The sequence below is a fragment of the Leisingera sp. S232 genome (assembly GCF_049800895.1).
Lineage (GTDB): Bacteria > Pseudomonadota > Alphaproteobacteria > Rhodobacterales > Rhodobacteraceae > Leisingera.
Genome location: NZ_JBNAFX010000007.1, coordinates 70,775 through 95,224, shown reverse-complemented (window position 1 = coordinate 95,224; position 24,450 = coordinate 70,775). Strand labels below are relative to the sequence as shown.

20 protein-coding genes and 1 pseudogene are annotated in these 24,450 nt (G+C 56.8%); 11 read left to right on the top strand and 10 right to left on the bottom strand.

The window, feature by feature from the left end:
- Nucleotides 1-88: 88 nt before the first annotated feature.
- Nucleotides 89-341 (bottom strand): annotated as a pseudogene (locus ACP151_RS07445) (transposase); the annotation flags it as partial.
- Nucleotides 342-468: 127 nt separating this feature from the next.
- Nucleotides 469-1,014, bottom strand: a complete 546-nt coding sequence (locus ACP151_RS07440; RefSeq protein ID WP_424978247.1) for a DUF995 domain-containing protein — start codon at nt 1,012-1,014, stop codon at nt 469-471.
- Between the two features lie 554 nt (nt 1,015-1,568).
- Here ACP151_RS07440 and ACP151_RS07435 point away from each other — a divergent pair.
- Nucleotides 1,569-4,991 (top strand): glycosyltransferase, encoded by a 3,423-nt coding sequence (locus ACP151_RS07435; RefSeq protein WP_424978246.1) that lies wholly within the window; start codon nt 1,569-1,571, stop codon nt 4,989-4,991.
- The gene (locus tag ACP151_RS07430; RefSeq protein ID WP_424978245.1) at nt 4,988-7,537 is read left to right on the top strand and encodes a DUF3131 domain-containing protein; all 2,550 of its coding nucleotides are present in this window, start codon (nt 4,988-4,990) and stop codon (nt 7,535-7,537) included. The genes ACP151_RS07435 and ACP151_RS07430 overlap by 4 nt, the downstream gene beginning before the upstream one ends.
- Before the next feature lie 42 nt (nt 7,538-7,579).
- Here the strand turns inward: ACP151_RS07430 and ACP151_RS07425 are convergent, their stop codons facing one another.
- The 3 genes from ACP151_RS07425 to ACP151_RS07415 all read right to left on the bottom strand — a co-directional run bounded on the left by ACP151_RS07425 (nt 7,580) and on the right by ACP151_RS07415 (nt 11,068).
- Nucleotides 7,580-8,203 (bottom strand): hypothetical protein, encoded by a 624-nt coding sequence (locus ACP151_RS07425; protein ID WP_424978244.1) that lies wholly within the window; start codon nt 8,201-8,203, stop codon nt 7,580-7,582.
- A 105-nt stretch (nt 8,204-8,308) separates the two neighbouring features.
- Complete coding sequence (locus ACP151_RS07420; protein WP_424978290.1) at nt 8,309-8,650, bottom strand: hypothetical protein; 342 nt, start codon at nt 8,648-8,650, stop codon at nt 8,309-8,311.
- Between the two features lie 180 nt (nt 8,651-8,830).
- Nucleotides 8,831-11,068, bottom strand: a complete 2,238-nt coding sequence (locus ACP151_RS07415) for a methyl-accepting chemotaxis protein (RefSeq protein WP_424978243.1) — start codon at nt 11,066-11,068, stop codon at nt 8,831-8,833.
- Between the two features lie 370 nt (nt 11,069-11,438).
- Between ACP151_RS07415 and ACP151_RS07410 the strand changes: the two genes are divergently transcribed.
- A complete protein-coding gene (locus ACP151_RS07410; protein ID WP_424978242.1) occupies nt 11,439-11,888 on the top strand; it encodes an Lrp/AsnC family transcriptional regulator in 450 nt (149 codons plus the stop codon).
- A 33-nt stretch (nt 11,889-11,921) separates the two neighbouring features.
- Here ACP151_RS07410 and ACP151_RS07405 read toward each other — a convergent pair whose 3' ends face one another.
- Nucleotides 11,922-12,857: a LysR family transcriptional regulator gene (locus tag ACP151_RS07405; RefSeq protein WP_424978241.1), complete on the bottom strand. Its 936-nt coding sequence runs from the start codon at nt 12,855-12,857 to the stop codon at nt 11,922-11,924.
- A 165-nt stretch (nt 12,858-13,022) separates the two neighbouring features.
- Between ACP151_RS07405 and ACP151_RS07400 the strand changes: the two genes are divergently transcribed.
- The 4 genes from ACP151_RS07400 to ACP151_RS07385 all read left to right on the top strand — a co-directional run bounded on the left by ACP151_RS07400 (nt 13,023) and on the right by ACP151_RS07385 (nt 16,517).
- Complete coding sequence (locus tag ACP151_RS07400) at nt 13,023-14,036, top strand: TRAP transporter substrate-binding protein (RefSeq protein ID WP_424978240.1); 1,014 nt, start codon at nt 13,023-13,025, stop codon at nt 14,034-14,036.
- A 71-nt stretch (nt 14,037-14,107) separates the two neighbouring features.
- Nucleotides 14,108-14,644, top strand: a complete 537-nt coding sequence (locus ACP151_RS07395; RefSeq protein WP_424978239.1) for a TRAP transporter small permease — start codon at nt 14,108-14,110, stop codon at nt 14,642-14,644.
- Nucleotides 14,645-14,661: 17 nt separating this feature from the next.
- Entirely contained in the window at nt 14,662-16,002 is a 1,341-nt protein-coding gene (locus tag ACP151_RS07390) for a TRAP transporter large permease (RefSeq protein WP_424978238.1), read from the top strand.
- Between the two features lie 17 nt (nt 16,003-16,019).
- Nucleotides 16,020-16,517 (top strand): universal stress protein, encoded by a 498-nt coding sequence (locus tag ACP151_RS07385; RefSeq protein WP_424978237.1) that lies wholly within the window; start codon nt 16,020-16,022, stop codon nt 16,515-16,517.
- A gap of 54 nt (nt 16,518-16,571) precedes the next feature.
- Here the strand turns inward: ACP151_RS07385 and ACP151_RS07380 are convergent, their stop codons facing one another.
- The 3 genes from ACP151_RS07380 to ACP151_RS07370 all read right to left on the bottom strand — a co-directional run bounded on the left by ACP151_RS07380 (nt 16,572) and on the right by ACP151_RS07370 (nt 19,618).
- Nucleotides 16,572-18,269, bottom strand: a complete 1,698-nt coding sequence (locus tag ACP151_RS07380) for a Na/Pi cotransporter family protein (RefSeq protein ID WP_424978236.1) — start codon at nt 18,267-18,269, stop codon at nt 16,572-16,574.
- Nucleotides 18,257-18,643, bottom strand: a complete 387-nt coding sequence (locus ACP151_RS07375; protein ID WP_424978235.1) for a hypothetical protein — start codon at nt 18,641-18,643, stop codon at nt 18,257-18,259. The genes ACP151_RS07380 and ACP151_RS07375 overlap by 13 nt, the downstream gene beginning before the upstream one ends.
- A 174-nt stretch (nt 18,644-18,817) precedes the next feature.
- Complete coding sequence (locus ACP151_RS07370) at nt 18,818-19,618, bottom strand: response regulator transcription factor (protein WP_424978234.1); 801 nt, start codon at nt 19,616-19,618, stop codon at nt 18,818-18,820.
- A 95-nt stretch (nt 19,619-19,713) separates the two neighbouring features.
- Here ACP151_RS07370 and speB point away from each other — a divergent pair, with 95 nt between their 5' ends.
- On the top strand, nt 19,714-20,685 hold the full coding sequence (speB, locus tag ACP151_RS07365) for an agmatinase (RefSeq protein WP_424978233.1): 972 nt from the start codon (nt 19,714-19,716) through the stop codon (nt 20,683-20,685).
- Here speB and ACP151_RS07360 read toward each other — a convergent pair.
- Nucleotides 20,655-21,359 carry a TetR family transcriptional regulator C-terminal domain-containing protein gene (locus ACP151_RS07360; protein ID WP_424978232.1) on the bottom strand — a complete coding sequence of 235 codons (705 nt, stop codon included), beginning with the start codon at nt 21,357-21,359 and terminating at the stop codon, nt 20,655-20,657. The two genes, speB and ACP151_RS07360, sit on opposite strands and share 31 nt — an antisense overlap.
- A gap of 247 nt (nt 21,360-21,606) precedes the next feature.
- Here ACP151_RS07360 and ACP151_RS07355 point away from each other — a divergent pair, with 247 nt between their 5' ends.
- From ACP151_RS07355 to ACP151_RS07345, 3 genes are read left to right on the top strand one after another with little or no spacing between them, the layout of a single operon-like run.
- Nucleotides 21,607-22,470: an ABC transporter permease gene (locus tag ACP151_RS07355; protein ID WP_424978231.1), complete on the top strand. Its 864-nt coding sequence runs from the start codon at nt 21,607-21,609 to the stop codon at nt 22,468-22,470.
- Between the two features lie 44 nt (nt 22,471-22,514).
- Nucleotides 22,515-23,318, top strand: a complete 804-nt coding sequence (locus tag ACP151_RS07350; protein ID WP_424978289.1) for an ABC transporter permease — start codon at nt 22,515-22,517, stop codon at nt 23,316-23,318.
- Nucleotides 23,319-23,332: 14 nt separating this feature from the next.
- Complete coding sequence (locus ACP151_RS07345; protein ID WP_424978230.1) at nt 23,333-24,433, top strand: ABC transporter ATP-binding protein; 1,101 nt, start codon at nt 23,333-23,335, stop codon at nt 24,431-24,433.
- The last annotated feature ends 17 nt before the right edge of the window (nt 24,434-24,450 follow it).

Here is a 24,450-nt window from a genome sequence, read left to right as displayed (position 1 = left end):
CTTACGCTGCAACGTAAAATTCCAAATATTACGCCATAGCGTAATTTCATGAAAATAGACGGCCGCTGGCTCTGTACTGGACGCGGGCGATCAGCTGCAGAAGGCTTTGCACGAACCCGGTCGTTTGCCGAAGCGGCATCCCGAACAGCGCTTTCATCGTCAGGCAAGTCTGGATCGCAGAGCCGCTGAAACGCTGCTGGCGACATCGCGTGCTGCTCGGTGGTGGCTCCCAGATCCTCTCCGGGTCAAACCAGATCGACAGAGATCCGCGCGGCTTCAATGCTGCGGTATACTGAAGGCTAGTTCCTGGTCTTCTCCTTCAGCGGGGCCAAACTGCTCATGCTTCCCTGCTATCCCTTTGGATGCACGAAATGAATCCCTCGCGGGATTTTTGCAACAAAGTCCTATGAGAGCCCTATGACGACAATACATCAAGCCGCCTATGGCCACGCCATCCGTCGACCTGAACTAAAGCCCAAGTTTTGAGCGCGTCTCCTCAACATTGGAATGGAATTTGTAGCCTTTTTTCATCCCGGAGTATTTTTTGATCCCAGAGTGTTTTCCAGACAGGGGCCACCATTCCGTATCATTCGGCCAGCTACGCCAAACTGTTCCCCAGCGGTCGACAACATGGGAAATACATGCCTGGTCGCCAAGGCTCTTTCCTGCCCGGCTGTTGTTGGGCCAATACCAAGACAGTTGATGGCACAAACGGCCTTGCGAATCGACATTCCATTCCCCGGCGCCAAGGCTGTCACTGTTGTCGCTGCACCAGGCGCGGGCTTGCTGATTAGGCGAATAGTAAATGCCGCCATTGCATCCTTGGGCCCAGAGATCGGTATTCCCAGCATAGATTTTCGATACAAGTTGCGGAGACGCAGGCTTGGCGCTGCGAGGCTTCGGGTCCGCCAGGACAAGAGATGGAATGGCGCCCAAAAGAACAGCGGCCATCAGTTTTACAGATATCTTCATGTGAACCCCACTAAACGCTCTTGCCCAAACTTGGATTTTCATTCGGTTGAAAACCCCTTGGGTAAAAGGTGATAGAACGCTTCCAAAGAGAAACAATACCTTTTTGTAGAAACTGAATCAAACCTCGCACGTCCCGCCGGATCTATCATGCAATCCCGGCAATCATCAGCTATTGTCTCTGCGTCAGCAACAGTTTGTGCCCGCACGGCGCCGGCCTCTTGTGGGAATTTGATTCTATGGATGTCCACGGTTCTAGACTGACTCCGGTGCAGCTGTACTTAAAGCGGCTTGTGGCAACAGTGCCTCCCAAAGCCATGGAATTGTCGCTTGAACTCGAGGTCCAAAAGGGAATTTCGGCTAAAATTTGAAGAAATTTTGACAAGCCCTCCTTCAATGGGGGAGTTTGATGCCATGTAGTCTGGTCTGCTTGTCAAGCGTGGAAGCCTGTGGGGACAGGAATCGCGCAGTTTTGACGGGAGTGCTGGCCTGCAAGGGGGGCGGGGAGCCGTGGCTGACAACAGTTTTGACTTTTGCTTTGCGGGTGTGTGCCTTGCAACTTTCGAAGTGCAGTACGACTGCATTCGGAGGGTGGCGGTTTGAGGCGGTTTTCCTTTCATCAGGACAGGCTTGAAACCGTTGCGTCATCTGGCAGGGTTTTTGCCGATCCCAAAAGGGTCCGCGTTCGCCGGGTAAGGGCTGTTTTCTGGGCCTTTTTGACGGCTGTCATTTGCTGGGCTGTGCTGTTTCTTGATGGGTCTTTCTCTTTGCAGTCTGCACTGCGGGAGCTGAACCCCTTTTACGATGACAAACCTACTCATGCGTCCTCTACGGCGAACGGTTCCGGTCATCACGACCAGGTCCATTTGGCTTCGGCCGTTTCGGTATCAGAAGCAGAAAACTCCTGTGGAGATGGGCACAAACAGCCTCTTTTTTCGGCACTGGCAAACACGGCAGCTCCTATGGTCTTTGGTCATGTGCCTGTGACATCTGAAGAAGCATTTTTGTCGCTGGATGACAGTTGCGGCCAAATCAGCGTGATCGTGCCTGAGTGGATCAGCATTGTCGAGAAAAGCGGTCGCCCTGCAATATCCGTTATCAGCAAGGATACCCGGATTGCTGTTGAAGAGTACATTGCAAAGACCGCTTTGCGTCCGCAGCTCTTGCCAGTCATTTTGCTGGGTGAGGCACGGCAGAAAGAGGTCTTTCTCGATAGCCTGACAGATGCAGAGCGCGTGGCAGCACTTAGCGAAGATATGGCCACCACTGTAGTGGCTTTGAATGCCCAAGGTGCTTGCTTGGACTTCTCCGGTTTGAAACCAGATGCGTTCCGTCGCCTTAAGCCGCTGATGTCGGGTTTCTCAAATGCACTTCGTTCCCGAGGGCTGAAAGCCTGTACTATCCTTGCGGGTCAGCAACCCCATTGGAAAGAGCCGGATCTGACTGATCTGTTTGACCAGATCATCCTGAAGCTCTTTCAGCAGCCTTGGGTGGAATCCGTCCCAGGCCCGCTTGCACCTTTCAACTGGGCTGCAGAATTGTCGGCCGAGGCAGTCCAAGCTGTCGGAGCAGACAAGCTAGTTGTTGCGCTCGGCAATTTCTCCGTTGAGTGGACCTCTGGTGCATCAAAACCTGAAGTCCTTTCTTACGCGCAAGCCATGCAGAGAATAAGCTCCTCCGAAGGAGGATTGCAATTCAGCGCCAAAGTCCACAATAGCTTTAGCCGCTACCGTGACGCCCAAGGGCGTCAGCGCAAGATCTGGATGCTGGATGCCGCGTCGGCTCACAATCAACTTGTCCGCATAAAGGAACTTGGCATTGCCAATGTTGCCATATGGTCCCTTGGGCAAGAGGATCCTGGGATCTGGAAAGTCCTGCAGCATCAAGATGCCCCCAAAAAAGTTCTAAACGAAGACCTTCGTGTCGTAGAGCTTAACAACTTTGTAGATTACAGGGGGCAAGGCGCGTTTATCCGAATAGACCAGCGCGCATCTGCAGGAAGCCGTCAGCTTTTTTTCGAGGCGGAGACGGGCTTGGTCAACAACCAGATCTATAGCCATTTGCCGAAACCATACACGATAGAGCTGTATGGCAAACCGGATAGGCGCAAGGTGGTTCTGACCTTTGATGACGGTCCACATGAGATTTACACCAAGGAAATCCTGGATATTCTGCAGGAAGAGAATGTTCCGGGGTCCTTCTTTGTTGTTGGCACCAGTGTCATGGATTCTCCTGACCTGGTTACCCGAATGGTTGACGAAGGGCACGAAGTCGGTGCGCACAGCTTCTCCCATCCCAGAATGGACCAGATTTCCAATACACGTGTTGATCTGGAGTTTTCGCTGTCAGCCAAGATCCTGGCTGGATCCGCTGGCCGCAAGACCTTGCTCTACCGTGAACCCTTTCAGCGTAGCGGCGGCCCGATCAGCGCAGAGCGGGTGGCCTCACTGGAGGCAGCTGAAGCCCGAGGGTTCGCGATTGCGGGTATGGAAATTGTTCCCAAGGACTGGGAAGGCTGGGACAGCGGGGAAATCGCAAATTATGTAATAGACCAGGTGGAACAGGGGAGCGGCAATGTCATTCTTTTGCATGACGGTGGCCAGGACCGTACTGCCACAGTAGACGCAGTGCGCCCGATAATCCGATCGCTGCGGGCAAAAGGCTATGAGTTTACGACTTTGGCGGACCTTCTTGGCACGAACCGGGCGGCGTTGATGCCTGTTGCCGAGGGCGGATCCCCGGTCTTTGACAGAGTCTCCTTCTCCATTGTCTGGATGGCGCAGCAAGCTGTCGTTTTTGTTTTCTGGACGGTGCTCGCCATTGGCATAGTTCGCTCAGTCGGCATTCTGGCTCTGGCGCTATTGAACCGCCGTGAAAGATTTACACCCTTGCAAAGACAGCCGAAGGTTGCGGTGATAATCCCCGCCCACAATGAGGCAAAGGTGATCTCTCAGAGCATCGAAAGCGTGCGTGCCAGCGGTTACAGAAACCTGGAAGTCATCGTGGTGGACGACGGCTCCACCGATGACACACTCATTGAGGTTCTCAAGTTCGGCCACAAGAGCGAAGTCCGCCTCATCTCGCAACCAAATCAAGGGAAGTGGAGTGCGCTCAACAGGGCCATTTTGAGCACTGATGCCGAGTTTGTTGTTTGCATCGATGCGGATACGCAAATTTGCAAAAATGCAATTACACATCTCGTCAGGCACTTTGCAGACCCGAAGACCGGTGCGGTGGCAGGTAAAATTATCGCAGGCAATCGCGTGAACCTACTGACCCGGCTTCAGGCCTTCGAGTACGCAACCTCCCAAAACGTTGAAAGGAGGGCGTTTGACCTGATCAATGGCATTCTGGTCGTTCCGGGGGCCATCGGGGCGTGGCGGGTTGACGCTTTGAAAAAAGCGGGATTGTTCAGCGACGAAACTCTGACCGAGGACACCGACCTGACGATCCAAGTGAATCGGGCAGGGTATAAAATTGTCTTCGAGCCAAAGGCCAAAGCGTTTACCGAAGTGCCGGAAAAGGTGGGGCAGCTTCTGAAACAGAGACTTCGCTGGTCCTTTGGAATGTTCCAAGGTGCCTGGAAGCATAAACGAGCGATCATTGAGAGACGTTCGGTTGGCCTGGTATCAATTTCCGACATGTTTGTATTCGGCTATGTGTTCCCGCTGTTGGCCCCAATTGCAGATCTGTTTGTGATCTTGATGCTGTACAATCTGATGGCAGGCGGCTGGGCTGGCGAAGTAGGAAGTTCCCAGCACACAAATACTGCTCAGTACCTGTGGGCCTATTTGGCCCTACCGGCATTGGAGCTCCTAATTGCCGCTATTGCGATCACGTCTGATGAAGACGAAAGCAAATGGTCCTTGCTGCTGTTCCCGCTACAGCGCCTCGTTTACCGTCCACTTATGTATTTTTCGGTGATGCGCTCGGTTTTACGTGCCGTAACTGGACGTTTGGCCAGTTGGGGAAGCATAAAGCGTCAGGGGCGAGACTACGGTTTGGTGGCTAGAAGCACATGAGGCGTAGAGGATTTCTTAAATCGGCCGCAGCGGGCCTGGCTTTGTTTCCAAGTTTCGGCTCGGCTGCAGTGATTGGAAAGCACCCTGTGCAAACTTTTGCCGCAGTGACCGATATCAACGAAGACGTTTCAATCCCGCATCTTATTGCGGTGATTGATGCTTTTGTTGACCGGAACATACCGCTGGCCTGCATTGTGAATCCTTTTGACAGACATGGCCGTGCGCATAGTCCAAGAAGCAAGCTGGCACAGGTTCTGAACGGCTATTTGATTGGCAGCAGCGGGCTGGATGTTGTTCCTTACGTTCCGGATCTGCAGTCCCTGTCCGAATATTTCCAAGCCAGGGCAGCTCATGACGCCGTCTCTGCCATGCAAAAGATGCTGTGGTCGGGGGGCACCGCCGGACAATCGGCCAGTGTACCGCAGGTAATCGCCTGTGCGGATCTGGAAAATCCTGCTGCGCCACGCGGTGTGCGTTCTGCGGGTATTCACAATCTCCTGTCGATTCCGGCGCGGTCAGCCCCGGTCAGAACCGAAACTTGGGACAATGGTGTCGTGAGGCTGTATGGTGGCAAGCTGCTGTCCCTGAATGATTTTGACGGGAATGCCCAAGCCGCCGCACCTTCTGCCAGCCAGAATATAGTCTACATCTCAGCGAAAGATTTTTCCGGGATGGGTGTGAAAAAGCTGAAGGCAGCGTCAGATTGGTTTGCCAACGCGCTGTCGCAACAGGAACTGGATGGAGATGCGTCGCTATTGCCGATGACGGACATTCAACTGCGCGACGCCTACGGCTTCAAACGGACAGTTTGCCTGCATGTTCTGAAGCCGCTGCAGAATGATCGGGATCAACTTTCCGGGTATTCAGCATTTACAGAGTTTCTCCAGACCGCCGGAATCCCCCATTCCACCGGAAACCAGTTTGCGGGAGGAACCGACAACGGCTTATGGGTGCCAACCGACTTTCACCAAAAGCACGCTGGAGCCGGTGCCGCAGAACACAGCATGCTCCCAGTGGAAATTGAAAACCAGAGTGGGGTGAAAATCCGGACGGTCAGGCCGTTGAAGCCTGGAATTGGCGTTGCCTTTTTCGCAGAAACAGGCGCCGTTCAAGGGTTGGAGGGCGCGGGTTTCCTGCACTTCCCGCAACGGGTTGTCAGCGATGGCGCTGCGGCGGAACAATTTGTGTCAGCCACGGCGGGAACCGGGGATGTGGTGGTTTTTATACAGCCAGAGTCGATTGCCTTTCCGCCTGAGCGGCGGGCATTGCAAAACCTTTTAAAGGACATGCTCAGGTCTGAGGGGACAAAGTTTCTCCATCTTGAAAACTTCGCACGAACCGTTGCCCCGGCAGGGCCGCTGCCGGCCCGCTGGAGGAAGACAGCTGCCGCCGCGCCGGAGTTGAAAAAACCACGACAAAACCTTTCGGATGCCTGGCGGCGAGAGCTTTTGGAAGATGCCCGTGTTGCTTGGCAGTATTTCGAAAAATTCACTGATCCCAGGACCGGATTGTGCCCGGCGACAGTGGACTTTGCGCCGGGGGGGCGGAAACACGAGGCTGTCACGATGTGGGATGTTGGCAGTCACATCAACGGCTTAGTGGCTGCTGTGCAGATTGGCCTGATAAGCCAGCCGGACTTTGAAACTGCTATCCAGAAAATCCTACCCAATATCACGGGCAGGACCTTCAAGGGGCGTCATTTGCCGCAGGGATGGATTCGGACGGATCGCCACAAATGGGGCAACAGGGACTTTGACGGTTCCGACGCAGGTCGCCTGCTTGCTGCCTTGGACAACCTGCGCCGGCACAGCAATTTCGGAGAACAACTGGCTAAGCTGGTCTCTTCCTGGGACCTTCGGAAGGTCATCCTTGAGGGCGAAATTCACTCGGTCACAAATGGAGAACTTGAAACTTCATATGTGTCACATAGTGCCCATTATTCGGCATTGGCCTTTCGGCGGTGGGGGATCGCTGCAAGATCCCCATATGAAGTCTTTACAAGCCGGTCGGCAGCCGATGGGCAAATGGCTCTGCTGGAAGCCGCAGCCAAAATCGGACCATTTGGCGCAGAACCCCTGTTGCTTGAAGCAATGGAAATGGGGATGTCAAAGGAAAGCGCCTATCTGGCGGATGTCCTGTTTGCCGCTCAGCTAGAGGACTTTCGCGAGACTGGCCGGCTCATCTGCGTTTCGGAAGGGCCAATCGACAAGTCGCCCTGGTTCCTCTATCAGGGGCTGCAACTGGATGCAAAGAAACGGACCTGGGCCTTTGACACGGTTGGGCAGGAGCCTGAATACAGAACGCCGGAGTTTCGCGAGGAAAATCTGGTTCTCAGCAGTAAGGCTGCATTTCTCTGGTCAGCTTATCAGCCACATGAATACTCTGAGAAACTATTCAGGTTCACAAGAAATGCCGCCAGAACAAAAAACGGGTTTGCGTCGAGCATCTATCTGAAGACCGGGCGGACGACCGAAGCCTACACAGACTTGAATACAAACGGTGTTATTCTTCAGGCTATTGCCCATCGTCTTGCCGGCTCCAACTGACAGGCTTAGGCCGACAAGACATGGATTAACTACAGCTTCGCATTAAAGGGTGGCACACCCGCTGGCTGCAATTTCCCCTGGCGCAACCAGATAGCCAGGGCCGGGGTTAAGAATTACCTGCTGAATTCCTGTGATACGGTTCATGCAGCGATCGACCCAATTTTCGTCGAGACCTTGGCCACCAACGTAGATATCCAGCCAATCGTGCCCCTGGTAGCCACTGTGGCAGGGGCCCGTTTGAGGTTTTGGCCCGTCGCCGCAAAGATCCTCAACGATTGCGTATTTCTGCAGATTTTTGACGTAGAATTTCGTGCCTGCAGGGTAGTCCATGTAGCTGCGGCCGTTTCGTTTTTCATGCCCAACTGCAAGAGTGATTGGGTCCTCGTAGGTTCCTGTTCCGCCAGCCTGCTGGTGGATCACAGGCCGGGCAATCTGCGCCGATCCGCGGGGCGTGTTGTCCCAGTAGCTGTAGCCAGTCAGAAAAACGTTCATGGTTTGTTCTCCGCTATATGCAGAGCTAATTTCACTAGGCATTCCTTCGTCAACTAGGAGGCGGGTGCTTTGCGCTCCGTTGAGACTGCCATTGGAATTTCCACTCACACTACAAGCAGCTGTTGAAAGTATTGCACCTGTTAAGAGTATAATTCTGGAAACTTTGTAGGTCATACTGCCATCCTGTTTAACTGAGAACTCAGGAAGCCACAGCGCACTTGGACATTGCAGCCACCAACGTCGGCAATATGCATGATGGATGGTAATAACGTATTAAAATTATAAGGAGAATTTTAAATCTTCCAATCCTTGAAAGTGAATAACCGCTAACGATTCAAACATCTCGAACGGCGGCATCTGAACATAGTCGGGATCAACCGCATAGAATGCCTGATTGCCACCATGGCGAATATCGGGCTTCGGCTCAGACTCCTCGTAGTAGGTCTCTGGCAGCCCCTCGATCTGATCGACGTTGAAAACCGTGTAGCCCTTGATGAAAGGAATCTCGACTTCGCGGTCTTGACCCGCATCATCGGTCTCAGTCTTGAAAACCTTCGCATGCTTCCAGCGTTCAATTCTACGGCGTTCTTCTATGCTCGGTTGCGAATATACGGCGCCCATGCCAGCCTCTACTCATTAGATAACCCTTTGGTTTCTAATAGAAGTCGTAGTTGGGTGTGGCGCGCACCCGGCTACAACATGTTGCAACCAAACGGATTCACAAGCGAAATTTTATAAAATCCTTCCGAAAGAATAACGTCTGCTGCAGACTGAAGGTGAACTCCAGCCTGCTAGACGTTTTTATGCGCTCAGGCGTTTCTGGTCTGTGGCAAAGTCCGAACCACCACTGTCGCCGCCTAAATCGAAACGGCCCACGATATCCGCCAGGCTTTGCGATTCATGCTGCAGCAGCTGGCTGGCGGCGGCGGCTTCTTCGGACATGGCGGCGTTCTGCTGTGTCATACTGTCCAGCTGATGCATGGCGCCGTCGATTTTCTCCAGCCCATCCGACTGCGCGCGCACGCCGTCGGCGATTTCGGTGACCAGCCCGGACACGGCCGAAACCTGATCAATGATGCGGGTCAGCGCGTCGCCTGCGCGGCCCACCATGGCGACGCCATTTGCCACATGCTCCTCGCTGGCGGAGGTCAGGCCTTTGATCTGGCCGGCGGCATTGGAGGCACGCTGCGCCAGCGCCCGCACCTCGGAGGCGACCACTGCAAAACCGGCGCCTGCCGGGCCAGCGCGGGCAGCTTCAACGCCTGCGTTCAGCGCCAGCAGGTTGGTCTGAAAAGCAATGTCGTCAATCATGTTGATGATCTTGGAAATCTCCGATGAGGCTTCCTGGATTTGGTCCATGGCCGCCACGGCGGAGGTTACGACATCGGTGCTTTGCTCAGCTTCGCTGCGGGCGCCCTGCATGGTTTCATCCATCTGGCCTGCCCGCCCGGCAGTTTCGCGGATGCCACCGGTCAGTTCGCGGATGGACCCGGCGGTTTCTTCCAGTGTCGCGGCCTGGCTTTCGGTGCGATGCGCCATTTCGGTTGCCGCGCCACGCTGTTCTTCTGAGAAACGGTCCACATTTCCCGCCGCGCCAACCACCTCGGCCATGGAGCCGCGCAAACGTTCCAGGCTGCGGTTGAAGTTTTCCCGCAGGGCTTCGTAATGGCCGCCAAAGGGCGCCCGGATGTCGCAGGCCAGGTTGCCGCGCTGCAGTTCGGACAGGGCTGCGCTCATGCTCTCGACCACGGCGGCGGCGTGGCGGGCGGCCTCGACTTCGCGGGCGGCGGCCTCATCCGCCTCTTTCAGCTTGCCGCGGAAGGTGTCGAGGCTACGGGCCAGATCGCCCAGTTCATCGCCGCGGGCCAGGCCTCGGATTTCCGCATTGTAGTTGGCATCGGCCAGCGCATTGGTGGCCTCGCGCAGGGCGTGGACCGGGCGGGTGACGCTGCGCGCCGCCAGCCAGGACACGCCAATGGCTGCCAGCAGCGCGGCGCCGATCATTGCAGCAGCAATCAGGCGGATACGCTCTACCACCGCAAAGGCGGTGTGTTCACCGGTTTCCAGTACCAGCGACCAATCAAAACCGGGCAGATCCAGTGGCATGACCAGGGCAATGGCGCGCTCGCCGAGCGAGGAGTCGACGCCTTTGAACTGGGTGGCGTGCCGGGATTTTGCTGCCTGGATCTGCGGTGTGCCGGGCAGCGTCTGAAGCGCGGGGAACAGGCCCGCGGCTGAGGATGGGCTGCGCGCCACACCATCAGTGCTGACCACATAGATGTTCTGGTGGGTGCCGCCAGCCAGATTGCTGGTCAAAGCGCTGACCACTCCGGAAGTGCCGATCTGGATGGCGATCACGCCCGCGATACCGCCGCGTTTGGTGAACACCGGTGCGGCCATAAAGGCAGCGGCGTCAGGACTGTGGCTGTAGGTGGAAAAATCCGCTGCGGCCACAGTGCCGGCTTCTGCTGCCAGTGCGGCCTGAAACACCCGGGCCAGGCCGCTGTCCGGTGTCTCATCCACATTGGTCAGGAAATCCCCCTTCTTCTTCACGGAATAGACCACCTGCCCTGCGGGCGTGATCAGATAAAGATCCTTGTATCCATTCAGGCGCAGGCTTTGCAGGAAAGTGGGGTGATAGGTGACATGCGACTGATTGTAGTAAGACCCGTCGCCGGCGTCTGTCAGTTCCTCCCGCTGGTCCGCCGGATTTGGGTTTTCGGTGGCATAGGTCTGTTTCAGATAGGCGATGGGGTCGTCTTCCTCGACCATGCCGATTACCCGCTCAAAGTTGCTGATGGCCCGGAACACCGCGGGCTGGCCTGCCAGGCTGGAGACATCGGACCGCGCCGCCTTGATCAGGAACCCAAGCGCCTGAGCACCTGATTTGGCTTCGATCCTCTGGGTGGCAAAGGCGTTTTCTCGGATGCTACGTTCTGCCATGGAATACACCAGCAGCGATACGGTGACGAGGAAGACACCAGTCAATGCCACCATGATCAGCGGCAGTTTCAGTGGCAGTTTGGTTAGTCGGGGCAATGGTCAGCGTCTCCTGCGGTCTGCGGCACCCGGGCAGACCGGGTTCGGGAGGAGACATAAGCCGCAAAATCCTGATAAAGTGTGTATCGTAAGGGTATCCCAAATGAAGTTTTCCGGAATTTCCGGGGTAGAGATGTCGCAAAATCGACATTTGCCGTCTGAGGCTTGAGGGAATGTGATTTTTCTCTGATTTTTATGGATAAATGGGCTGCCGGGAACGCAGAAACAGTGGAAAACGTGACGCAAAACGTCATATGGACGGTTAAATCTATTCAGTGTTTTCGCATGAGAGGGCCAGAACACCCGCCTTGGGCAGGAAACGGCCAGATTTTAAGTTGTCATTCCCGCTGAACCGGATCAAAAATCCGTTATGGATAATAAAGACCACGAAATTCTGCGGCTGATCCAGTCAAACGCTCAGTTGACCGCCGAAGCGATCAGCCAGGAGGTTGGCCTGTCGGCGCCGGCAGTGCAGAAACGGCTGAAGAAGCTGCGCGATACAGGGGTGGTTGAAAGAGATATCGCGGTCCTGTCGCCGTCCCGGCTGGGCCGAGAAATGACAGTGATCGTGCAGGTGGTGCTGGAACGGGAAAGCCGGATACACCTGGATTCTTTCAAGCGCAAGATGCACCAGGCGCCGCAGGTGCAGCAGTGCTATTACACCACGGGTGAGGCGGATTTCATCCTGATCATCATCGTCAAGGACATCAAGGAATACGAGGCTTTCACTCAGGAGTATTTCTTTGATGAATCCAATGTCAGCCGGTTTACATCGTCTGTTGTAATGGACCGGGTGAAAGTGTCGTTGGACATACTGTAGCTGCAGCCGTGAACCAGCTGCACCCGGCGGATGCTAGAGTGTCACTGTAGCGCCGGAGTGTGCTGCGACCAGAGTTTTCAGAAACAGCTTTGTTATTCGGGTTGCTGCAGGGCGTTTGCGGGTGACCGCTGCAAACTGGCTGCGATAGCAGGCTTCTCTTGGCAGCACCTTGCGCATCAGCCCGCTGCCAACAAAACCAGCAGCCAGATGGTCGGGAAGAAAGCCCAGATAGCTGCCGGACATGATGAGAATGGCAAGAGCTTGTTCGTTTTGAACCTTGGCCGCGCGGCGGAAGCCGAGTGTCTGGCCGACATGCAGATTCGGAGAGCTGACCCGGATGCCGGCGTAATTCATCGCCTGAACATCTGCCAGGGTGAGCCCACTATGGTCGAGGTCAAAGAAAGGGTGGCCCTTGCCGCAGTAGAGAAACATGTTTTCCCCGTATAGCGGCATGTACTCCAGACTGGGCGACGGGCGGTGCAGGGCCAGAATGCCGATGTCAAGTTCACCGCCGATCACCATGGATTCGATCACGTTCGGTGGTTCCAGCGACAGATCGATTTCGACAGAGGGCGCCGCCTTGTTGAAGGTCCGGATGGCGCCGGCCAGAAAGGCTTCGGGATTGGAGGCGCATTGATCGAACAGAGCGATTCTAATGGTGCCTGCCAGCTGCTGCTTGATTTCATTCACTTCGGCGCGGAAATCAGAAACCGAGTTCAACAGATCCTCAGCAGACTTCAGCACCTTCACACCGTCATCCGTGAGAGAGAACCCGGCTGGACCCCGGTTGCACAGTTTGAGGTCCAGACGCAGTTCCAGATCGGCGATATATTTGGAAATTGTTGATTTACCTATATTTAATTCTGTTTCTGCCGCTGCTAGACCACCGCTCTCTGCGACGGCCTTGAAGACTCGGAGCAATTTCAGGTCGGCGTCGGCGATATGTTTGACACGGGATGCACGGTTCATTTGAAGGTTCGATATATGTGAAACTTTGCTTTCATAAGTTTACATTCTAGAAACATTAAGTGCAATGTAGCGTCCCGCCAGCCAAGGAATGATCTGACCGGGAGAGTGGTCAGAGAATGTTCCGGCGCAAGTTTTGGCTCAAGATTGACAATACGGGAGGAAGTTATGTCATTTCTCAAGAAAGTCTGCACACTGACTGCGGCCGTTTCCGCTGCTGCGATGCTGACAACTGGTGCTGTATCTGCAAAGAATTTCAAGATTGCCGTGGGCGACGGCGCCGGCAGTTCACAGGAAGGTACCGGCAAATTCTTCATTGAAGCGCTGGAAGAAAAGTCCGACGGCAAGCACACAGCAACCATGTTCCTGAATGGTCAGCTGGGGTCCGAGCAGGACACCGTCAACGAAGCGGCAATCGGCACCTTGGATATGTCGCTGCTGGCGATCAACAATGTGACCCCATTCTCGCCGACCGTTGGCGTGTTCACCCTGCCCTACGTTATCCTGTCTCTGGAAGACGCAGAAAAGCTGACCCAGGGCCCGATCGGCCAGGAGCTGACGGAAAACACTATCCGTGACGCCGGCGTGCGCATTCTGGCCTGGACCTACACCGGTTTCCGCCGCCTGACCAACTCCAAAAAGCCGGTCACCACGGTTGCCGACCTGCAGGACCTGGTCATCCGCGTTCCCAAGAACGAAATCATGATCGAGACCTACAAGTCCTGGGGCATCAACCCGACTCCGATGGCCTGGTCCGAGACCTTCACCGGTCTGCAGACCAAAGTTGTCGATGGTCAGGACAACCCCTACACCACCATCAACGCGATGAAGTTCTATGAAGTGCAGGAATATGTGACCAACCTGCGTTACATCTTCTCGATCGAACCGCTGATCGTCTCTGAGGCCGTGTTCCAGGACCTGTCCGAAGAAGACCAGCAGATCCTGATCGAAGCGGGCCAGGAGGCGACCGTGAAATCGGCGCAGTACCTGCGCGACATCGAAGCCGAGATCAAGGAAGGTCTGCTCGCCAAGGGTATGAAGATCGACGATCCGGCAAATGATGAGGCCGAGTTCATCAAGCTGGCAACCGAAGCCGTCTGGCCGCAGTTCTATGACTCCATCGGTGGTGTCGAAAAGCTGAACACCGTGCTGACCACCATTGGTCGTGACCCGGTCCAGTAAGCCTCTGGTAAATATATAAAAATAACAAAGCAGCGCCACGTGCGCTGCTTTGCACAGGGGAGGAGTACATTATGTTCTGGAAATTCCTGGACAATATAGAAAGCTATATCTGCCGCCTATTGCTGTCCGGCTTTGTCATTCTGCTGTTTGTGCAGATCGTCTCGCGCGAGGCATTTGGCCATTCGTTTTCCTGGATCGAAGAACTGTCGGTCTACATGTTCGTCTGGTTTGTCTATTTTGGGGCCAGTTACGCGGCACTGAAGGGTGCGCATAACCGCGTCACCTTCCAGTTCAAATTCCTGCCTGCCGGCTGGATCAAATACATCGAAGCCTTTGCCGACCTCTTCTGGCTGTTCTTCAACTGCTATTTCCTGTGGCTGGCGACCGATTTCGTCTTCAACAAGATGAACAAGTTCTGGAAGTCACAGACCTTGGGCATCGAGATGAAATATATCTATATCGTGCTGCCCATCGCCTTTGCGCTGATGACGATCCGCATTCTGCAGGTGAATTACCGCAAGCTGATCCGCGGCGAAGATATCCACGATCCCGACCAGATCGACCTTGATGAAATCAAGGCCGCCGCTGACGCCGAAAAGAACTCATAGAAGGGAGGGATAGCATAATGGAAACTGAAATCGTCACGATCCTGTTCGGATCATTCTTGCTGCTTTTGCTGATTGGCGCACCGATCACGGTTGCCCTGGGCGTTTCATCGCTGATCTCCTTCCTGTATCTGGATGAAAATCCGATCAAGTTTGTGCAGATCGCCTTTACCTCGGTTGGGTCGTTCCCGCTGATGGCGCTGCCCGCCTTTATTCTGGCCGGTGCGCTGATGGAGGCCGCGGGGATCTCCAAGCGGCTGATCAATGTGGCTGAAAGCCTGGCCGGACCGTTTACCGGCGGCATTTCAGCTGCAACCGTGATGGCCTGTCTGTTCTTTGGCGCGATCTCTGGCTCTGGCCCGGCCACCACGGCGGCCGTTGGCATGCTGATGATCCCGGCCATGATCAACCGCGGCTATGAAAAGGGCTATGCCTCTGCGGTCACGGCCTCCTCTGGCGGCCTGGGCATCATCATCCCGCCATCGATTCCGATGGTGATCTTCGGCATTGCAGCCCTTGGCATGGCACCGCCGCCGGAAGCGGTCGAGAAATTCGGCACATTCCAGTCGGTGTCGATCTCCAAGCTGTTCATCGCTGGCTTCATGCCCGCCTTCCTGATTGCCACCAGCCTTTTGATCCTGAACTATTTCATGTCAAAAAAACGCGGCTACAAGGGCGTGGCCGAAGGCTGGTCGATCCGCAATGTCGGCTGTGAGATGTACCGGGGCTTCTGGTCGCTGATGGCACCGCTGGTGATCCTGGGCGGGATCTATACCGGTTTCTTCACCCCGACCGAAGCAGCCATTGTGGCCATTTTCTATACTCTTGTGGTTGGTGTCTTCATCTACCGCGAGCTGACCTGGTCTTCGCTGTTCCAGTCGCTGGAAGCCACCACCTGGCTGACTGGCCGCGTGCTGCTGATCCTGTTCACCGCAACTGTGTTCGGCCGCCTGCTGGTGGAAAACCAGATCCCGGCATTGATCGCAGACAGCATGCTGAGCTTTACTCAGAACCTCTATGTGATCTGGGCGCTGATCATCTTCTTCCTGCTGTTTGTCGGCATGTTCATGGAAACGCTGGCCACCATCCTGATCCTGGTGCCGGTGATGCTGCCAGTGGCCTATTCTGTGGGCATCGACCCGATCCATTTCGGTGTCGTCATGGTCTGTACGCTGGGCATCGGTTTCCAGACGCCGCCCCTGGGAGAGAACTTGTTCATCGCGTCAGGCATCTCGAACATCTCAATCGAGGAGATCTCGCTGCGTGCTCTGCCCTTTGCGGCGGTGAACACCATCGCGATCTTTGTTATCGCGTTCTTCCCGGAAATCTCGCTGTGGCTGCCGCGGCTGTTCGGCTATTGATCTGAAAGGGGACTGTTATGAAACCGATGGTAACAAAAATCCTGTTTGCCACTGATCTGTCGCAGAATTCGCCATATGCCATGCGCCACGCGGCCAGCCTGGCGCAGGCGACTGGAGCGGAAATCCACGTGCTGCATGTGAATGAGCCGATTTCCGAGGATGCGCGCATCACCTTTGAAATGTTCGTGCTGAACGATGAGACCCGTAAATCGGCGGCCAAACGGCGGCACGAGATGGTCAAGCAGGTGCTGGCCGAACGGCAAGCCCGGTTCTGGGCTGCGTTTGAAGGCGATGATGCCAAGATCCGCGACCAGGTTGCCTCGGTCGAAGTGACTGATGGCCATCCGGCTGAGGTGATCCTGCGTCGTTCGGTAGAGCTGGGCTGCGACCTGATTGTGCTGGGCGCCCATGACCACGGGTTTTCCCACACGTTCCTGGGCACGGTTGCCAAGCGGGTTCTGCGCCGTTCGCAGATCCCGACTTTGGTGGTGCCCTACCAGAACGACGAGAGCTGACCACAACGAGCAGCCCGCTGCATCTGCGGCGGGCTGCCATTGCGACCCAGATGGTCAGCGGCTGGTTTCCTGCAGCTCGCTGGTCTCACTTTCGGGCATATCCTCGATAAGCCGTGTCTCCAGCAGCTGGCCGTTCTGATAGAGGACAGGATTGGCCACGGCAGCGATATGGCTGTTGAATTCACGCAGAGCACGCAGGGTTTCCAGATGGATGTCCGAGGTGTCAAAGCTGTCGCGCGCACCGTTCTGAAGCCGACCCAGATGCCGTTTGCGGCTGTCGTGCTCCATCCGCTTCAGCTCGGTCTTCTCCAAACTCAGGAGCCGCGCGCTTTCCAGATCATCGGAAATCAGAACGTTGGAGGCCAGTTGCATATTGGCCAGGATCGCTTCGTGCATACGGGTGATCTCCAGCCAGCCCTCCTTGGAGAAGCTCAGGCCTTTCTTGTTCAGATTGTCCGCCAGCACCGTCAGGCGGCGCGCCACCACATCGCCTGCGGTCTCCAGCCGGATCGCGTATTCCATCAGGCTGCGGGCGGTCTTCAGTTCCGCCTTGCCGAAACTGTCTTCGGGGATTGCCGCCACATACTGACGGATGCCAGAGAGGCAATCGTTGACCTCATCATCCATCCGCTGCACCGCTTTGATCTGCTCCCGGCTGCCGCCCTGATAAAGTTCCAGCACCGGGCGAAACATGGCGCTGACCTGGTCGGCCATCCGCAGCAGTTCCCGCTTGAGATTGGCCGCAGCCTGTGCGGGTGAGGCATAGTTGCCCTGCTCCAACGCGCTGACCGGACGACCTGGCTGCACAGGCTCCGTCTGCACCGGCTCCGGGAAGGCGCAGGCAAACAGTCTCTCCAGCGGCGTGCAGGCCGGCAGCGCCAGCAGCAAAAGCGACCCATTGAACAAAAGATGGGCGCTGACCAGCATCTGTCCGCCTTGCGGATCGCCCAGCCAGCCCTGGCGCAGCGCCAGATTGGCACCAAACAGGCAGATCACCGCCCAGGTGCCGCGCAAGGCCAGGTTGGCATAGGGAATGCGCCGCGCTCTCAGCGCCATGCCGCGGCTGAGCCAGATCGGAATGAAAGCAGAGCCGAAATTCGCGCCGAGCACCAGCGAAAGGCCGGCCGCAAAAGGGATAGCGCCGATTTGCACCAGGGTAACGCACATCAGGATCGCGGCAACAGAAGAATGCATGACAAAGGCCAGCGCGCCGCCGACCAGAAAGGCAGTGATGTAGTCACGGGCCAGGTAGCCTGCGACCGCGGGCAGAAATGCACTGTCGCGGATCGGGTCCATCGCCTCGCGCAGGAACCTGAGCGAAATCAGGATGAAAGCCACACCCATCAGAATCCGGCCCAGCTGACGCGCTTTCTTGGCCTCGGTCTTTACAAACAGATAGCCGCCTGTGGCCAGCAGAACCGGCACCAGCCAATCAAGCTTGAAGGACAGGATCTGGATGATCAGCGCCGAGCCGAGATCGCCGCCGAGCACAATCGCCAGCCCCGTCGGAAATGCGAGGTAGCCGCTGGCGGCAAAGCCGGAGGTGAGCAGCGCCACCGCAGCTGAGCTTTGCAGGACAATGGCCAGCAAAAGCCCCATTACGCCCGCCTGCAGATGGCTTTGTCGTCCGGTCAGCAGCCGCTGGAACGAGGCGCCATAGCTGCGCTCTATCCCGGTCCGCACCATCCGCACTGCATAGAGAAGCAGCATCGTCGCGCCCGCAAGACTGATCAGAAAAGTTAATATTGCCATGTGGTTATCCTTTGATCAGCGCCGGTGTGACGACATGCAGCTGCGGCATCGGGCTGGCCGTTCAGGTTGGTGACTACTTTGCCCGCAGTCGAAATCACAGGAGAGACTGGCGGAACGTCATAAGGCTGCAGATCAAAATCGATGACGGCATCCGCACGACCCCGTACATGGAAAGGTTGCCTGTTCAAAAGCCCCGGCGAAAAGCCGAACAGCGGATGGCCGGACCAGAGAGGCCGAATGCCACCGGTGGGATCGGCGCTCCAGTCGTTTTTGCGGCCTGCGCCTGCAGAACTGTGCTCCGGGCCAGGGCTGCGGGCGGTTTCAGACGCAGTCTCTGCGGTCCGCAGGGCGTGGTCAGCGTGATCTTTTGTCATGGCATCCTTGCGGCTGTACCGCTGGGCCGAATTTGGCTGGCTTGCGGAAAAATCTCATGTAGAATTTGTGAATATGTGGGTTTGGCAAACAAAAATCCAGTGTTTTTGACCGAAAAACCAACATGTGCCAGGGTCGCGCGATCATCCATCCGCAGGCTGCACGCCCCGCCGGTGCTATCCGGCGCCAGTCAAATGCCGTATCGCCAAGGAAAAGAGCTCTGCCTGGGAGCCGATGCCAAGCTTGGTATAGGCGTGGTGGCGGTGCACTTTGACGGTGCCTTCTGCGATGCCCAGACAGGCGGCGGCAGACGGGCTGGAATGGCCCTGCAGAATAAGCTGTACCACTTCCCGTTCCCGCGGGCTGAGAACGCCGGAGCCAAATGTCTGCATCCGGTCTTCCCAATCCGGGGCCTGGGCGCCGTTCGGGGCCGCTTCCTCTTGTCCCCATTGGCGCAGAACCGATGCTGAGATCAGGTCAAATGCGGCGTTCAGCCGATCTGTGTCCGCCGCCGAAAACCGCTGCTGCCGGGCAAAGCAAGCCAGTGAAACGATCAACCAATTCTCTGCCCCGTCCTGTACAAGGATGCCAATTTCGTCACTGATGCTGATCTTGCGGTAAAAGGCACGGTAGTATTCAGAGCGGTAGAAGGCCTCAGGAGCCAGGTCCAGCAGCCGATAGGCGCCGGGTGTGCACCCGTTGCGGCACGCCTGATAGAGCGGATCCAGTAGATAGGGGCCGCTGGCATAGAATTCCACGGTGATCGCCGCCTGCAATTCATCCAGATCCTGATAGAGCGGCACTGGTGGCTGGGTTCCCGCGTAGCGCGAGATGACCATGGAATCAAAACTGCAGCACTGAGACAGAACCTGCCGCAGGGCGCCTGGGAAGCGCTCTGTTGCGACGGTTTCAGCCAGCCCGGTCATTGCTTTGACCCAGCCTGAAGGCATCGGCGGGAAAGAAGGGGTCTCTGGCATCTATGTCTTTCGATATATATCTTTGGCCAAGTTTGCCGGCATAAGCGGCAAAGTCAAACTGGGGTCAGACGGATTAAGAATTTACGGAGCCCCAGATGACCGATTCCTCCAGTGTGAATCCCGTACAGGGAGATCTGGCCTTTACCCGTGAAAGCGACCGTGGCGTGGTGGCCGAAGCCAGCTACGCCGGCGCGCTCAGCTTCATGCGGCGGCGCTATTCCCGTGATCTCAGCCGCGCTGATGTGGCAGTGATGGGGGTTCCTTTCGATCTGTCGGTGTCCAGCCGCTCGGGGACCCGGCTGGGGCCGCGGGCGGTGCGCTCTGGCTCCAGCCACATTGCCTGGTCCAAACCCTGGCCATGGGAGGTTGACCCCTATGAAGTGCTTCGGGTGGTCGACTATGGCGATTGCGAGTTCGACTATGGCTACCCGCATAAGGTACCGGGGGAAATCGCGCAGGCCGCGCGGGATGTTCTGGCCACGGATACGGCGCTGCTGTCGATCGGCGGTGACCATTTCATCACCTACCCTTTGCTGCAGGCCCATGTGGAGAAACATGGCCCCCTGAGCCTGATCCAGTTTGATGCCCATTCCGATACCTGGGCCGACGAGGAAGGCCGGATCGACCATGGCACCATGCTGTGGCACGCTATCCGTGAAGGGCTGGTGGACCCCGCCCGCTCTGTTCAGGTCGGCATCCGCACCCACAACCCCGATCCGCTGGGCATGAACATCATTGATGCAATCGAGGTGCAAAAATCCGGGCCGGAAGCCGTCGCAGACAAGATCCGCAGCATTGTTGGCGGTCACAAGACCTATGTGACCTTTGATATTGATGCGCTGGAGCCGGGTTCTGCCCCCGGTACCGGCACCCCGGTGATAGGTGGCCTGACGCCTTATCAGGCGCAGGAAATCATCCGCGGGCTGGCCGGGACAAATGTGGTGGGCATGGATGTGGTAGAGGTCGCCCCGGCCTATGATGTGTCCGAAATCACGGCCATCGCTGCGGCTACGATCGCCAACGATCTGCTGTGCCTTTACGCTGCGGGGCCTTCCGGCCGGCGCTGAGGCGCTTCAACGGGGGGAGCGTCTGTTTCTCCCTGGTCTGGGCGGATTGCGCCAGTCAGCGCGAAATGCGCCGGGAACATCGCCGCCAGAAACCGAAAGATGATCCGGGCGGCTTCGTCCCTGTCAAAGCGGTCGGGGTGCAGCAGAAAGTCGGTCCACATGCCTTCGAGCAGCGCCAGAGTGCCATGGGTCGCATCACGCGCCACACCAGGGGCATCCGGTGTTCCGGCCTCGCGCACGATCCGGGAAAAGGCGTTGTGGATCATGCCGCGCAGCCGCCCGTCGCGGGTGTCGGAGTATTCGGCAATGGCTGTACGGTTGCGCGCCTCGCCTCGGAAGGCATACCAGATACTGACGTTGCGCCGGTTCAGGATGCGTTCACTGAGATCGCCGCGCACGATCATTTCGATCCGTTTTTGCGGGCTGTCACCCGCAGTCTGCAGCAGGGCCTCGATGCCGTCGTAATACTCCTGCGAAGAATGGTGCGCTGCTGCTTGGACCAGATTGTCCTTGCCGCCAAAGTGCAAATGTATCATGCCGCGCGACAGGCCGGCCCGCTGGATAATTTCGCTGACAGAGGTCTCGGAGATCCCCTTCTCTGCCACCGAATCCAGAACAGCGCAGATCAGGGCCAGGCGGTTCTGCTCGCGGTTCTGTTCCCGTTTCCCGGTCATTTGATTCCGATTTCCCGATGTCTGCCGCATTTGGGCGGTGCTGATACGTGGTGCAGACCACTGCGGCAAGCGGTGGCTTTCCAACAGTCTAGGCACATAAAGACGGTTTCTTCAAACATAATGGACGTTTGTACATTTTTTGAGAAACATGTTGACAGAACAGCCTGCCGAGCCGCAAGTTTTGATGGACGATTGTCCATTTTTGATGATGGCGCCCCACCCTGAAAACAGCAGGCAACAAAGAGACATGGCCGGATTTCTTAGAACCGAGGCTGGAAAAGGTCTGGCGCTCAGCGCCCCGGCTTCGCTCTATGTGGGGCTCTTGGTGGCTGCGCCGCTGGGCATTCTGGTGGCCTACAGCTTCTGGACGCAAACCTATGTCGAGATCGACAAGACGCCGTCCTGGGCCAATTATCTGGAGGCTGCCACTGATCCGCTGGTGCGTCACCTGATGCTGCGGTCGATCCTGATTGCGGCAGCCGTCACTGCGGCGACAGTGGCACTGGCCTATCCGATTGCCTATTTCATCGCCTTTCGCACACATCGCAAAACCCTGTGGCTTTTGCTGATCACCATCCCGTTCTGGTCCAGCTATCTGCTGCGGGTGTTCAGCTGGAAACTGATCCTGGGTTTCAACGGTGTGATGAATTCGGCGCTGATTTCGCTGGGGATGATTGATGAGCCACTGACCTTCCTGCTGTATAATGAATTTGCGGTGGTGCTGACGCTGGCCCATGCCTGGGCGCCGTTCGCGATTTTGCCGATTTATGTTTCGCTGCAAAAAATCGACCGCTCGCTTTTGGAAGCCGCAACAGACCTTGGCTGTTCGAAACTGGAGCGCTTTGTCCGTGTAACCCTGCCATTGACGGTGCCCGGCATTATCGCCGCCAGTCTGATCATCTTCATTCCGACCGTTGGCGATTATGTCACCCCCTCGCTGGTCGGCGGATCGCAGGGCAAAATGGTGGCGAACCTTATCCAGGTGCAGTTCGGCCCTGCCAACAACTGGCCTTTGGGCGCAACCCTGTCGTTGGTTGCCATGGCCTCGGTTGGCTTTGTGGCAGTCCTGTTTGTCATCCTTGCAACAGCGCTGGGGAGGAGAATTCGGTGAACACTCCGACAAGCGAACCCTTGGCCAAACCACTGACACCCGCCATCAGAAAGCCGCGGCGCAGGTCTTTGCGATTTCCCTGGCTGCTGGTCTATGCCATCGCCTATTTGGTTTTCCTGTATCTGCCGGTGCTGCTGCTGCCGCTGTTCTCCTTTAACGACGGCACCATTGTTGCGTTCCCGATGAAGGGTTTCACTCTGAAATGGTACGCGCAGCTGGGTGCGCAGGACACGCTGCTGCAGGCGATGGTGAATTCTCTGATTGTCGGCAGTGTGACCGCGCTTGCGGCCACCTCGCTGGGCCTGTTTGCGGCGCGTGCCTATGTCCGCTACCGCTTCAAGGGGCGTGAGCTGTCGGAAGGGCTGGTGATGCTGCCGCTGGTCATTCCCGGCATCATCGTGGCGTCTTCCATGCTGGTGCTGTTCATCGCGCTGGGGCTGAAACCGTCGCTCACCACGGTGATCCTGGGGCATGTCTTTGTTGCCCTGCCCTTTGCGGTTTCGATCATGAAATCTGCCTTTGACGACTTTGACCAGTCGCTGGAGGAAGCGGCCTTCGATCTTGGTGAAAGCGTCATTGGCACGTTCCGCCGGGTGACCTTGCCTATCGTGGCTCCGGGGATTGTGGCCAGCCTGCTGGTGACCTTCACCGTTTCCTTTGATGAATTTGTGCTGGCCTTTTTCCTGTCGGGCAACCAGCCCACCTTGCCGGTCTACATCTGGAGCCAGATCCGCTTTCCGGCCAAGCTGCCGAACACGCTGGCGCTTGGCTCGCTCTTGTTGCTCGCCTCGGTGGTGCTGCTGCTGATCGCTGAATACTTCCGCCGCCGTTCAAACAAATCCGCTTGATCAAGGATATGAGGATGACCCGTCAGAACATCATCGAAATTTCCGGAGTGGAAAAGCGGTTCGGCTCCTTCATCGCTGTGCGCGATCTGAACCTCTCTCTGAAAGAGGGCGAATTCTTCTCTCTGCTTGGTCCTTCAGGTTGCGGCAAGACCACGGCTTTGCGGATGATTGCTGGGTTTCAGGATCATGATGCCGGTACAATCCGCATCGACGGGCAGGATATGGCGCAGATCCCTGCCAACAAGCGGCCGACCAATATGGTGTTTCAATCCTATGCGATCTTTCCGCATCTGAACGTCGGCGACAATGTGGCCTTTGGCCTGCGCAAGCTGAATCTGGGCAAGGCCGAAACAGACGCCCGCGTTGCCGAGGCGCTGGAGATGGTGGAGCTCGGCGGGCTGCAGTCGCGCAAGGCCACAGAGCTTTCGGGCGGCCAGCGCCAGCGGGTTGCCCTGGCCCGGGCCCTGGTGATGCGGCCCAAGGTTTTGCTGCTGGATGAACCACTGTCGGCGCTGGACAAGAACCTGCGCGAGGCGATGCAGTTCGAAATGCGGCGGCTTCAGCAAAAGCTGGGCATCACCTTTGTGATGGTCACCCACGACCAGTATGAGGCGATGACCATGTCCGACCGCATCGGCGTGATGTTCAAGGGGCAGCTCAAGCAGGTCGACAAGCCCGAGGTGCTTTATGCCCGCCCCTGCAGCCGGGAAGTCGCGGCCTTCATTGGCGGCATGAATTTCCTGGATGCCTCAGTGACTGCAGAGGCAGAAGGTAAATTGCAGGCCCAGGTGCAGGGCTTCGGGCCGCTGGCCATCGATGTGAACCCCAATGTGACGCGGCGCGGAACCAAGCTGCTGACGGGCATCCGCCCAGAGCAGCTGGAAATTTCGGCGCAGAAACCCGAAGGCTATGACGGCTATCTGCAAGGCACCGTCACCAATGCCGCTTTCTACGGCGAAAACGTTCACTACCACGTGACGGCTGCGGGCGTGCCGCAGCCCATCGCAGTGTCGGTTCCGAACTATTTCCACACGGTTGATCACCAGCAGGGCGATCCGGTCTGGCTGGGCGTGCAGAACGCTTCGGTCATCGATCTGGGCGCCCGCGAGGCATGAGATAAATGGGAGGAAAG